Origin of the sequence: Roseibium sp. AS2 (assembly GCF_038900065.1) — a bacterium.
GTDB lineage: Bacteria > Pseudomonadota > Alphaproteobacteria > Rhizobiales > Stappiaceae > Roseibium.
This window is the reverse complement of sequence record NZ_JBBMQN010000007.1, coordinates 244,984-257,712: the sequence shown is the minus strand read 5'-3', so window position 1 is coordinate 257,712 and position 12,729 is coordinate 244,984. Positions and strand designations below refer to the sequence as shown.

At 59.9% G+C, this 12,729-nt stretch carries 11 protein-coding genes; 2 read left to right on the top strand and 9 right to left on the bottom strand.

The window, feature by feature from the left end; translation table 11 throughout:
- Positions 1–22: 22 nt before the first annotated feature.
- The 4 genes from WNZ15_RS20690 to WNZ15_RS20675 form a co-directional block, all read right to left on the bottom strand.
- Positions 23–739 (bottom strand): alanyl-tRNA editing protein, encoded by a 717-nt coding sequence (locus WNZ15_RS20690; protein WP_342894916.1) that lies wholly within the window; start codon positions 737–739, stop codon positions 23–25.
- A gap of 106 nt (positions 740–845) precedes the next feature.
- Positions 846–1,490 carry a LysE family translocator gene (locus WNZ15_RS20685; protein ID WP_342894998.1) on the bottom strand — a complete coding sequence of 215 codons (645 nt, stop codon included), beginning with the start codon at positions 1,488–1,490 and terminating at the stop codon, positions 846–848.
- Between the two features lie 112 nt (positions 1,491–1,602).
- Positions 1,603–3,117, bottom strand: a complete 1,515-nt coding sequence (gene cls / locus WNZ15_RS20680) for a cardiolipin synthase (protein WP_342894915.1) — start codon at positions 3,115–3,117, stop codon at positions 1,603–1,605.
- Between the two features lie 26 nt (positions 3,118–3,143).
- Entirely contained in the window at positions 3,144–4,178 is a 1,035-nt protein-coding gene (locus WNZ15_RS20675; RefSeq protein WP_342894914.1) for a cysteine synthase A, read from the bottom strand.
- Positions 4,179–4,494: 316 nt separating this feature from the next.
- On the opposite strand from WNZ15_RS20675, the gene WNZ15_RS20670 reads away from it, so the two are divergent.
- Entirely contained in the window at positions 4,495–5,169 is a 675-nt protein-coding gene (locus WNZ15_RS20670; protein ID WP_342894913.1) for a ChrR family anti-sigma-E factor, read from the top strand.
- Positions 5,170–5,226: 57 nt separating this feature from the next.
- On the top strand, positions 5,227–6,033 hold the full coding sequence (locus tag WNZ15_RS20665) for an SDR family NAD(P)-dependent oxidoreductase (RefSeq protein WP_342894912.1): 807 nt from the start codon (positions 5,227–5,229) through the stop codon (positions 6,031–6,033).
- Positions 6,034–6,076: 43 nt separating this feature from the next.
- Here the strand turns inward: WNZ15_RS20665 and WNZ15_RS20660 are convergent, their stop codons facing one another.
- The 5 genes from WNZ15_RS20660 to WNZ15_RS20640 form a co-directional block, all read right to left on the bottom strand.
- Entirely contained in the window at positions 6,077–7,306 is a 1,230-nt protein-coding gene (locus WNZ15_RS20660; protein WP_342894911.1) for a cyclopropane-fatty-acyl-phospholipid synthase family protein, read from the bottom strand.
- A 19-nt stretch (positions 7,307–7,325) separates the two neighbouring features.
- On the bottom strand, positions 7,326–8,183 hold the full coding sequence (locus WNZ15_RS20655; protein WP_342894910.1) for a DUF1365 domain-containing protein: 858 nt from the start codon (positions 8,181–8,183) through the stop codon (positions 7,326–7,328).
- Positions 8,180–9,478, bottom strand: a complete 1,299-nt coding sequence (locus WNZ15_RS20650; RefSeq protein ID WP_342894909.1) for an FAD-dependent oxidoreductase — start codon at positions 9,476–9,478, stop codon at positions 8,180–8,182. Before WNZ15_RS20650 ends, WNZ15_RS20655 begins: the two co-directional genes overlap by 4 nt.
- A 277-nt stretch (positions 9,479–9,755) precedes the next feature.
- A complete protein-coding gene (locus WNZ15_RS20645; protein ID WP_342894908.1) occupies positions 9,756–10,355 on the bottom strand; it encodes a hypothetical protein in 600 nt (199 codons plus the stop codon).
- Positions 10,356–11,284: 929 nt separating this feature from the next.
- Positions 11,285–12,721: a M81 family metallopeptidase gene (locus WNZ15_RS20640; protein ID WP_342894907.1), complete on the bottom strand. Its 1,437-nt coding sequence runs from the start codon at positions 12,719–12,721 to the stop codon at positions 11,285–11,287.
- Between the last annotated feature and the right edge of the window lie 8 nt (positions 12,722–12,729).

The window sequence follows — 12,729 nt, the reverse complement described above, 5'->3', positions numbered from 1 at the left end:
GCAGGCCTCTCCAATAGCGGCGTCAGTCCGTCAGGCGAATGCGAACGCGTCTGTTCTGCTTGCCCTTCTTCTCGATTTTTCCCAGGGCAAGCGCGCCGATCTCCGACGTTCGCGTCACATGGGTCCCCCCACACGGCTGCAGGTCGATGTCGCCGCCGATTCTCACCAGCCGCACGCGCCCCGATCCGCGTGGCGGCTGCACCGACATGGTCTTGACGAGGCCTGGATTGGCATCGAGTTCGGCGTCGGTGATCCATTCCGTGGTGATTTCGTGGTCGCCGGAGGCAAGCTGATTGAGGCTTTCCACAAGGCTGTCCTTGTCGATGGTCTCGTCGCCCATGTCGAAATCAAGCCGTCCTTCCGGATCGCCGATCTGGCCGCCTGTGACAGGAAAGGGCAGGGCGACCGACAGGAGATGCAGGGCCGTGTGCATCCGCATCAGCCGGTAGCGGCGGGCCCAGTCCAGATGAATGGTGACACGGGTGCCTGCCTCCGGCGCGGGCTGGTCGGCGGCCGGCACGTGGACAATCGTTGTTCTGTCGTCGTCATAGACGGTTGTCGCAATTTCAGTTTTTCTACCGTCGTCAAGTTCGAGCACGCCGCTGTCGCCGGGTTGTCCGCCACCCGTGGCATAGAAAACGGTCCTGTCCAGCACGATGTCGCCGCGACTGTTGATACCCGTTACCTCGGCTTCACAGCTACGAAGATAGGCGTCATCGCGAAACAGTGGCGTGGTCATTGGGTCGTCTCCCGTGATTTCCTGTCCGAAAGTGAGCAGTGATGCCCGGTCCGTGCAAGTCCAATTCGTCACCGGCCAAGGTGCAGGCGTATGCAGAGGGGCCGTCTCAGCTGTTGGCCCTGGCCACCAGAAGTTTCAGGGCAAAGGCTCCCATGATCCCTGCGAAGGCCCAGTCGAACAGGCGCATGACCCTGGGCGAAGTCTTCAGGAAACGGGCGAAAGCGTTGGCGCCAAAAACCATCAGGACGCAGATGGGAACGCCCAGAAACACGAAATAGAACCCCAGGAACATCAGTTTCCCGACCGCGTCGGGGTCATCGACACGCACGAATTGCGGCAGGAACGTCACGAAAAAGAGCACGATCTTCGGGTTGAGAATGTTGACGCCAAGAGCCTCCAGCCAGACCCGGCCGAGCGATTGTTGCCGCGTTGCGACCGTCTTGATCGAGACTTTCGATCCGTATCGTATGGTCTGATAGGCAAGCCAGATCAGATAACCCGCACCGACAATCTTGAGCAGCAGGAAAGCGAATGCCGACGCGGACAGGAGCGCGGAGACCCCCAAAGCGGCCAGAACCGTGTGAATGACGAGACCGACCGCTGCGCCAAGCACTGCCGCGAAACCGGCGGCGCGTCCGTGTGTCAGGGTCTTCGACATGAAAAGCGTCATGTCCGGTCCCGGCGTGATTGCCAGAACGAGGGCTGCGACAGTGAAGGCGGCAAGTGTTGCGGTATCGGGCAGGAAGGTCATGTTGCACCAGGCTGACAAGTCGAATTCAGAAAAATTTTGGCGAATTTAGAGGACCATGAGGCCGGTGGCCAGCGTCCATGACGAGGCGCTGGAATTTTGGCATCCCGGGCCGTCACAGGATCGGCGACAGCAGCCGCGCGCCCTGGGCAAGCACCCGGAAGACATAACTGCGGGACTGGAAGGCGTCCGGCCAGGTCAGCTTTGCGTTCTGGAAGTCGGTGGTGAGCATGGTTTCCACGTTCGCGATCATGCGTTGATGAGTAAACCAGAGTGTCAGTTCGAAATTGATCTGGAAAGATCTGTTGTCGAAATTCACCGTGCCTATGGAGACCAGGTCGTCGTCCATCAGCGTGACCTTCTGATGCAGGAACCCGTCCGTGTACCGGTAGACTTTCACCCCGCGTTGCACCAGCGTGTCTTCATAGGCATGACTGGCAAGCCAGACGGTCCAGTGGTCCCGTTTTTCCGGCAGCAGCACTCGAACATCGACGCCGCGCATCGCCGCCGCGCACAGCGCCGTCTGGACGTCGAGAGACGGGACCAGATAGGGCGTGGTGATCCACAACCGCGTGCTGGCGCGGGCAGCGGCTTCCACGAAGGCAATGGCGCATTCTTCCAGTTCGTCGGCGGGACCCGTTGGCATCACCAGGATCGGTTCGTCGCCGGGCATCGGTATGTCCGCGACCTGCGGCACGGCGATCTGTTCGCCGCTGGCCCATAGCCAATCCTCGACAAAGGAGAGCGCGCATGCGACCGCGGCGGGGCCCTGCACCCGCACATGCGTGTCCCGCCAGTGCCCGAACCACGCGTTCCGGCCGACATACTGATCGGCGACATTGTGACCGCCGACAAAGGCTTCCGTGAAGTCGGTCACAACCAGTTTGCGGTGATTGCGGTAGTTGAGCCGCATCGGCCCGAGCAGCTTCAGGAATCTGTGTTTTTCGTTGAACCCGCAAACAGAAACGCCGGCATGTTTCAAACGGTTGATGAAAGCCCGGGGCAGGGCATGGCTGCCGACATCGTCATAGAGAAAATAGACTTTCACACCTTCTTTTGCCCGTTTGATCAGGGCGTCGGCCATGTCGCGGCCCAGTTCATCGTCGTGGACGGTAAAGAACTGGAAGAAGATGACGGACCGCGCTCGTGCAATGGCGTCCTTTATCGATCTGAAGGTGGCGTCACCGTCCACAAGGAGTTCCGCCGTGTTGCCCGCCAGAAATGGCATTCCGGCGACACGGGTCAGAACCGGCCAGTCCCTGGTCTCCTCGTGATCCGTCAGGCCGAGTTCATCCGCGCGCCGGGCCCGTTCCGCCCGTCCGAGGGTCGCCTGAATTTTCGCGTAATCGGAAAACGAACGCCAGCCGAACACGAAATACAGCGGCACGGTCAGATAGGGCAGGAAGAACAGGGACAGGAGCCAGGCAACGGACCCCTGTGATGTCCTGGAATTCATCACTTCGCGGACAGCGCAAACGGCCGCCACGACGTACATGGCCGCGACGAAGGCCGCGACCAGGCCGAGATTGTTGGCCATCGTGTCGAGAAAACCGATGTCCGCCACGGCATCGTTGATCAACGCCTCGGCGTCAGCGCCGTCGCCGGCTGGCAATGCATCTTGCGGCTCCATGAGGCGTCAGATCCCTGTCATGGCGGTCAGACGATGGGGGCGTTGATGGCAACGTCCCGTTCCAGCCAGGCCGGTACCGGCAGGTTTTTTGAGCGCATGAAGTCCGGATTGTAGATCTTGGACTGGGAGCGGGTTCCGTGATCGCACAGGATCGTCACGATGGTCTTGCCAGGGCCGAGTTCACGCGCGAGCCGCCGGGCACCGGCAAGATTGATCGCCGTCGACCCGCCGAGGAGCAGCCCCTCGTTTTCCGCCAGATCGAAGACCAGCGGCAGGGCTTCCTCGTCGCCGATCGTGTAGGCGTGGTCGATTTTCAGGTCTTCGACAATCGGCGTGCTGCGTCCGAGACCGATGCCTTCCGACACCGACCCGCCTTCGGAAGCCACCGCCTGTCCGGTCGTGAACAGCGACTGCATCGCCGCGCCCCGCGGGTCGGCGCAGCCGATCACCACGCCGGGCTTCCGTTCCTGAAGAAAGGTCGAGACGCCCGCCAGCGTTCCACCGGAGCCGACCGCACAGATGAAACCGTCGATCTTGCCGTCGGTCTGCGCCAGGATTTCCGGGCCGGTGGTGAGATAATGCGCCTTGCGGTTGTCGAGATTGTTCCACTGATCGGCGAAGATCACGCCATTGGGTTCCGTCCTGGACAGTTGCTCGGCAAGGCGGCGCGCGACATGCTGATAGTTGTTCGGGTCCTTGAACGGTTTGGCCGGGACCTCCACCAGTTCCGCGCCGCACAGGCGCAGCATGTCCTTCTTTTCCTGGCTCTGGGTGTCCGGAATGACGATGACCGTTCTGTAACCGCGCGCGCTGGCCACCAGGGCCAGACCGATTCCCGTGTTGCCGGCCGTGCCCTCGACGATGACGCCACCCGGTTTCAGGTCTCCACGCGCTTCCGCTTCCAGAATCATCTGGCGGGCGGGTCGGTCCTTCACCGATTGTCCGGGATTCATGAACTCGGCCTTGCCGAGTATTTCACACCCTGTTTCCTCGGACAGTGCTCTCAGGCGGATGAGCGGCGTGTTCCCGATTGCATCGACAACAGAAGCGGACACAGACATTTCCTTAAATCCCGATTGATCTGACCTGTTTCTTTTGACTGGTCAGAGAATTCTGATGAGCACCGGACGCTAATGGTCAGCGGCATCTTGATCAAGGACGCAATGTAAGGCGCCCGGTCCGCATTGCCAGCACCGGCGGCTTCGCCGGGATGGACTTTTTACGCGGACACTTGAAGACAGTGCGCAGATTGTTATTTTGCGGCTCAGACGAAAATTCATTTTCGGACTTTTATGGTGTAGAGAATGATCCGATCATCGTTGCCCCGCGTAAGGCGTAAGGAACAACAGTGAATGTCGGAGATATATGAGAGCCGCAATGGAAAAAGACGTCACCGGTATGGACGAATTGCTGGCCGGATATGCCGCCGGTACGCTGTCCTACCCGGCGCAAGCGCTCGTCGGTGCGCATCTTGAGCTGAGCGAGCGGAACCGGGGGTATGTATCCTCTCTGGAAACCCTTGCCGGTGCCGGGCTCGAAGATGTCGATCCTGTGGCGATGTCCGATCGCGATGCCCTTCTGTCCGCGATCTTCAGTGCGCCTCCGGTGGACCTCAACGACAATGAACGGGCGATCGACGCCTCCGAGCCTGAGACTGAGCCCGGTGCTGAAACCGCTTCCGTGCCGGCCTCGCTTCGCGCCATCGTCGGGGGCTCCATCGACAGCTTGCCGTGGAAGACGCTTCTGCCGGGCGTGAAGGAGTGCAAGTTCGGCGAAATCGACGGCTGTAACAGCAGTCTGCTGTGGGTGCGCGCGGGCCGCGCGATGCCCTCGCACACCCATCACGGCACCGAGTTGACCCTGGTGCTCCAGGGCGGCTTCAGCGATCAGGACGGTCACTACGCGACCGGTGACGTCGCCTATGCGGACGGCGACATCGACCACAAGCCGCTTGCCGACAAGGGCGAGGACTGTATCTGTTTTGCGGTTACCGCGGGCCGGCTGGAGCTGACAGGTCCGGTGGGCCGCTGGTTCGCGCCTTTCATGAAATAAAACCGATCCGGTCCCGGTCCGGTCTGCGTATCAAGGCAAACCGCACGGGAGACGGACGTGACGAAATCACACTTTGTGGCCGCACCAACCGACGGGTGTGCATGGGTAACGGGAGCAAGTTCGGGCATCGGCCGGCAACTCTCGATCGAGCTTGCACGTTCGGGGTGGTCCGTTGCCGTGACCGCCCGGTCCGCCGACAGTCTTGACGAGCTCGCGAAAGAGGCCGCCGGCTTAGCGGGATCGATACACCCGTTTGCCGGGGATGTGACGGATACCGCGCTGATGGCGCGCCATTGCCGGGACATCGGCGACAGGCTTGGCGGGATCGCACTGGTCGTCGCCAACGCCGGCATCTATCTTCCGCAGGATGGGCTGAGTGCCAGCGCGGACGCGTTTCGCACCAGCTTCGATGTCAATCTCATGGGGACGGTCAACACTCTTCTGCCGGTCATCGACATCATGAAAAGCACGGGCAGGGGCCAGATCGCGGTGGTGTCCTCGGTTGCCGGATATGCCGGTTTGCCGACATCAGCCGCTTACGGCGCCACCAAGGCGGGCCTGATCAATCTCGTCGAATCCCTGAAATTCGACCTGGATCCCGCTGGCATCCGCATCCAGCTGATCAGCCCCGGGTTCGTGGATACGCCCGCCACGGAATCCAACCCGTTTCCGATGCCCTACCTGATCAGCGTTGACGAGGCCGTTGGAGAAATTCTCAAGGGACTCAGACACAAGACACGCTTTGAAATCGCCTTTCCGGCAGCATTCGTGCGCCGGCTGAAACTTTTGCAGCTGCTGCCTTACAGGGTCTATTTCCCGCTTGTGGCCCGGGCCACTGGCTGGACCGGGAACAAGACGGGTTAGCGACAGCCGCCGGTCTTTTGTCACCGGACGAGGCGGCGCCGCGTCAGGATGATTTCACATAGACCATCTGGCGCACATCGATATTGCCGGAGCGGAAGCCTGCCTCGCAGTAGTGCAGGTAGAACTCCCAAAGCCGCTTGAATCTTTCGTCGAAGCCAAGAGGGCTGATCTGCGGCCAGGCCTGGCGGAAACGCTCCCGCCATTCCGCCAGGGTGCGGGCATAATCCTGTCCGAAGATCGTCTGGTCCGCAAGATCCAGCCCGAGGGACTTGCCGATTTCCGCCAGACGGCTGGGAGGCGGAAGCATGCCGCCGGGAAAGATGTAGCGTTGAATGAAATCCGTGCCGCGCCGGTAGTCATCGAACATCCGGTCCTGAATGGTGATGATCTGCAATCCGGCTCTGCCGCCCGGCTTCAGGCATCTGGACAGTTGCTGGAAATAGGTCGGCCAGTATTTTTCGCCCACCGCCTCGAACATCTCGATGGAAGCGATCCTGTCGAAGACACCTCTTTCATCCCGGTAGTCCTGAAAGACCACGTCGACCTTGTCGTTCAGACCCGCATTGAAAATGCGTTCCCGGGCGTAGTCGTATTGTTCCTGCGAAATCGTCAGTGCGCGCACATGCGCGCCGACGCTCTTGGCAACATGCTCGGCAAAGCCACCCCAGCCGCAGCCGATTTCCAGGACCGTGTGGTGCGGCTCAATGCCCGTCTGGCGTACGAGAGAAGCGTATTTTTCCGCCTGCGCCTGTTCCAGATCATTGGTTTCATTGCTGTAGATCGCGGAGGAATAGGTCATCGACGGGTCGAGCCACTCCTTGTAGAAGGCATTCCCCAGATCGTAATGCGCTGAAATATTGCGTTTCGAACCCCGTTTGGTGTTGGTGTTCAGCCAATGCCGGATAGACAGCAGGAACCGTGACAACGGTTTGCCCTGAAGCGCCTCGATTGCCGATTCCTGATTGATGCAGAAGACTTCCAGAAACGTGGTCACATCGGGCGACGACCAGTAGCCGGCCATGAAGGCCTCGCCCACGCCGACATCGCCGGCCTGGACCGCCATCCGGAAGAAACGCCAGTCGTGGATACAAAGGACGCCGTGCGGCCCGTCCTCCTGTCCCTTGATCAGAAACGTCCGGTCATCGGGAAACGTGACTTCTATCGAACCAAAACGGATTTTCAATGCAAGACCGGCGGCCATTCGGGCAAGGCGCGGCGCCCCCCTCAATTCACTCCGGACATTGTCCCCGGTCAGAAGAACAGGTGCACTCATCCCAGAACCTCTCGAAATGTCACTTTGTAAAACCCGTAACTGCATCCCGGCGATGCCGGTCGGGCCTTCCACCCGAAGCGTCATCCGCAGGCCGAGGATGAAATGGTACACGCTTGCGCCAGATTTTAAAGGCCTCCCAGTGGATGCCGGCGATGACCTTGAATGTCAGCAGCGGCACCCTCAGGCAGGCCCTGAGGATTGTCCCGGTGCGCAACGGGGACATCGAGCCTGAAAAGGTGGCCGCGAGCAGGGGACCCTCGCTGTCCTTTTCCAGGATCCGGACCCTGACACTGCGTCCGGGCGGCAACATGCGGAAATGATAGTGCTGCTCCATGCTGATGAAAGGGGAAACATAGAATTCCTTGCGCTGGTCCTGGCGGATCCCGGCGTCGCTGACCTCTCCCGGCCTGACCGGCGCCAAATAGGTATGCAGGCCGCCGAGCGTGTTGCGTACTTCATAGATGAGCGCAACGAGACGGTCCCGGCCGTCATAGGCGTAGTAGACGCTGAGGGGATTGAAGCCGTAACCAAGCAGTCTGGGATAGGCGAGCAGCAGGATCCGGCCAGGCGCTGACAGCCCCTCCGCGGCCATCAGGCCCTCGACGTGATCTCTCAGGCAGGTGCCGTCGCGCTTGCCATGGTCTTTTTCATGAAAGGACAGCAGATTGAAGCGGTTGACCGAAAAAAACCTACTTTGCGCGGCGGCTTCGCCCAACCTGTCGACATCGATCAGAACGTTGAAGACCGTGTAGTTGAACCGGTTCTCGCGCGGCTTCATCCGGTGATGCATGACCGATCCGTTGTAGAGCACGGCTGCCGCAGGCGGCGGCGGCCCGTTCTCGCTGGCGCGGTTGCTGTCCCGGTGCCTGTGCCTCATTCGGCCGCATCCAGGAATTCGGCCGGCGCGGACTTGTGTTCCCATGGCAATTGCGCCCCGAGGGCCTTGGCGACATCGAGGCCCGATGCCAGCCCATCCTCGTGAAATCCGTGGCCCCGCCAGGCACCGCAGTACCAGGTGTTGCCGACGCCTTGTATCTCCCCAAGCCGTTTCTTGGCCGCGAGTGCCGGGGCGTCGAATTGCGGATGGTCATAGACATATTTTGCGAATGTCTTGTCCTCGCGCGGCGCCTGGAACGGGTTCAGCGTCACGAACAGGGGCTTCGCGGCATCGATATTCTGTAGTCTGTTCATCCAGTAGCTGACGGTGACGTCGCGCGTTTCACCGGCGTCCCGGTCCGACATGTAGTTCCAGGAGGCCCAGACGTTTTTCCTTTTGGGCATGAGGTTTTCGTCGCGGTGCAGGTAGACTTCGTTTGGCCGGTACCGCATCGCGCCCAGAATGTCGCGTTCCTGCGGGGTGGGATCGCCCAGCAGGGCCAGGCTCTGGTCGGTGTGGCTGGCAAGCACGACATGGTCGAAGACATCGGTGTTCCCGGAGGCATCCGTGACCAGAACCTCGCTGTCGCGGCGCAGGATCCGCGTGACCGGCGTGCCCAGACGGACCTTGTCCCGAAGAGGGGCCAGCAGGCGCTGGACATAAGACCGGCTGCCGCCGGAGACAGTCCGCCAGACCGGACGTTCCAGGGACAGCAGCCTGTGGTTCTCGAAGAAGGCCACGAAGCTTTCGGCGGGATAGGAGCGCATCTCGTTGATGGGCGTGGACCAGATCGCCGCCCCCATTGCCAGCAGGTAGTCGTTGACGAAACCGGCGGAGTAGCGTTCCCGGCTCAGGTAGTCTCCGAGGGAGACCCCGGCAAGGGCGCCATTGCCAAGATGGTCGACCGCGGTTCTGTTGAAACGCAATATGTCGTTCAACATGCGCAGAAAGCGAGGTGAAACCAGATTCTTGCGCTGCGCGAAGATCGTCTTGAGTGAATTGCCGGACCATTCCAGCTTGCCACCGTCCGCCGACAGGGCAAAGCTCATGTCGCTGGCCTCGGTGGCCACGCCGAGATGGTCGAGAAGTGCAGTGAAATTGGGGTAGTTGAGTTCGTTGTAGACGATGAAACCGGTGTCTACGCAAATCTGCGCGCCGTCATAGTCGATGTCTTCCGTCGCGCTGTGACCACCGGGCCGCAAGCGCTTTTCGTACAGGATGACATCGTGAGAGGAGCTGAGTGCCCAGGCTGCGCTGTTTCCGGAAATTCCGGAGCCGATGACGGCGATCCGCATATTTTATCCTTCGGCCTGCCGGTTGGTCTATAAAAAACACCGGCCGTCTGTAAGAGGGGCGGACTGTGTGTCCGGTCCAGATTACGCCGAAGGAGGGCAGCCGGATCATGCAGGTCAATGAATTTAATAAATTTTTCGGGTTCCGGCGGCCACCGGAGCAAACAGCCTCCCATCGGCATCCATGCATCTGCAAGTGAACCGGGCGCCGGAACATCCGCCTGTTGGAACCTGCCCAACAGACCGGATGCGCCGGTCCACCCGGGTTATCGCCTCGATATCAGGCCCGAATGGTGCCGACGAGCCAGGTCCAGGCGACCTGGACACGGACCCGGGCCTCATCGAAGAAAGCGGCGACCTTGTTCCAGAGCGTTTCGCCGAAATCGGCGATCTGCAGGATCGGCCCCCTTTTCACGGGCGCCTCTTCAGCGGTTTCGATCAATTCGATCGTGGTGGCGTCGGCGCCCTCATTGACCACCCGTCGGGTCACCATGAGCGTGCTTTCGCTGACAAGCCTGGACTCATCCTTGCCGGCAATGATCATGTCCTGATCAACGGAACTGACCACGACGGCGCGGCCGTCCGGCAGAAGATGGGTCTCGTTCGTATTCACCTCTGAATCGTAGATCACTTCGCCGTAGGAATCGATAAGTTCGACCCACACGGCCTTGCGGCCATCGAGTTCGATCTCGCCGACCCAGATCGTCAGTTCGCTTTCCAGCGGATCAAGTTGGTCCTGGGACGCGGACGCAACTGTCACTGAAAGACGGTCTTCGGGAAGCCTGATCGTTTCCTGCGGAAGCGGGGCGGCCACCGCACTTCCTGCCAGGGTCAGGACTAAGCCGAGCGCAAAAACACCTGTCTTGATATTCCGTTGCATGTACGCCTCCCAGGGCTGATACAACTTTATTCTCTGCGCAGGGGCTGTCTTGAGCCGGTCCTTTTTGGACATTTTTCAGTAGCTTGGGCTTATCCGCCCCTTACTGCGCAGACACGATTTTGCCATTATCGCACCACAATCTGTTGAATGCGTGTAATAAAGATCACAAATTCAGCGGTTGTCGGTGACTTTCTGTTAATAAATAAGGTGAACAGACTGTTCTTCAAGGCTTATCACCTCCAAGTGATGATTTGGACCTAGTTAGAATTGTCAATAATTCTAAGTAAAATTTGTTGCGTGCGCTTTATCGACAGGGAAGATCTCATTGGTTGCTCTGCGTTGTCGGTTTGCGCCAGGCAGGAACAAGGGCATCAACGCCACCGCAATTCCCGGTCCCTGAAATCCGCTGTATCAGACCATGATCGGCGCGCTGCTTCTTGCAGAAAAGAACCGGGTCCAGAACGTATCGCAGGTTGCCTGGATGCGAATACGCTCCACCGGACCGGTCCGACGGAGCGCATTCCTGATCCGCACGGTCGGATGGGGCCACGTGTCGAAGATCCGGTAAACCCGGTTCACTTGTCTTTCGTATCACGTTCCGTGCGATGACAGATATGAAACTGAGTGGTCAGTCATATTCAATACTGGCAGAAATACCAATATTGCCGTCCGGGAGGCGCTTGATTTGGTGTGTTTGCTTCTAACTTGTTGAATCTAATCCATTCTAACGGACTGCAAAATTTGATAACCAAATTCGATCGATTAAACAAAAGCGATATAAATTTAGAAATACTCGCAAAAATAGAGTTGCTTTAAGCCTGAAATACTGCGGGCGGCGTAAAAAAGAGTGAGACGGCACCAGATTATTCTTCGGTTGGCCGGTCGAAAATCCCGATTTTCAGGTCCGCTGACCGGCTCGAACCTGAAATTCAGAGGTACGCCCTTTTGGAAAGGTGCGGTGCGGGGTGCCACTGGAAGTCCTGTTGAAAGGGATGGCAGGGAAATGGCCGCCGCGTGTTCGAGAGTTCCGAAATCGCCTGATGAACGGCCCCCTCGGTCAGCGCCATGCGCGATGGATTGGCGATCGGAGCCAGTTGCGGTGACAGGTAGCCGGACTTCACAATCAGAAAACACGCCTTTTCGGGGTCTATTTCAAATCGGGCAAAGTCGCTCAGATCGTGAAATGGCTTGCGGCGTTCGGTCAGTATGACCAGGTTGCCCGCAATCTCGACCAACACCTCCCGGTCCGCGGAAGTGCCGTCCCCCAGTTTCTTCCGGACAATGGCGGCAGCCGAAACGGGCGGGCAGGGGCTTCCGAACGCACCGCCGATGCGCAAACTCAAGGGTGTGCCTTCGACTGCGTTCCACGCGGCCTTGACGGCGCTCGGATCCGCAATAGCGGCAAAAACGCCTTCGGTCAGGCCTTGGGCGAGCCAGGCGTGCAGGACGTCGGTCCGGTCGCCGACACCGCCACCAGTCGGATTGTCACCGCTGTCGGCAAGGACAAAGGGTCCGGTGGAAGCGCTGGCCGCGTCGTCAAGGCATTCGTCCAGGGTCTTTGCCGGAACGCCGAAGTCGAAACGCGCGCGTGCGGTCCAGTAGCCTTGCGCGATGTCGGAGGCGGCGCGGCCAATCGCGTCCCGGTCGGTTCCGGTAACGACGGCTGCTGCCGTCGCGCGCGCGCTATCGGCCCAGACATAGCCGATCATGAGATTGGCATCGCAGATGCCCGTCTGCCGGTCGATGTCGGGAAGCTGCCGGTAAAGTGATCTGGCGGGTTCGTCCTCCGTGCTGGTTCTTTCGCCCGGATGCAGGACCGGCACCGGCGCCCAGCCCACATACCGGCGCGCCCCGCCGCGCAACTGGTCTACAAGTTGAGCGGCTGCACGCATATGGGTTTGTCTGATGTCGATATGCGGCGCGGTGCGGTAGGCGCAGAAAATGTCGATCTGGTCGATGATCTTCTGCGTGACATTGCCGTGCAGATCGTAGCTGACGGCGATCGGCACGTCTTGTCCGACAAGAGCCCGGACCGCGGAAATCCAGTCCCCCTCCGTGTCTTCGATGCCGAGTACGTGCATCGCCCCATGCATGATCAGCAGGACCCCGTCGACCGGCAGTGCAGCTGTCAGCTCTTCAAGAAACGCGGTCTTGAAGCCGGTGTAACAGTCCGGTGCCACCGGGCCACCCGGGATGGCGCGCGCATGAAACAGCGGTTTGAACGAAACGTCCTGAAACCGGTCTCCGTCAAGGCCGCAATCCTCCAGAAGAGCCCGGCCTCGGACGATCCTGAAATCGTCAGCGGTTTGAACCAGGGGAGAATAGGTGCTGCATTCGGTATGGATTCCGCCGAGGACGATTTTCATGAATTAGA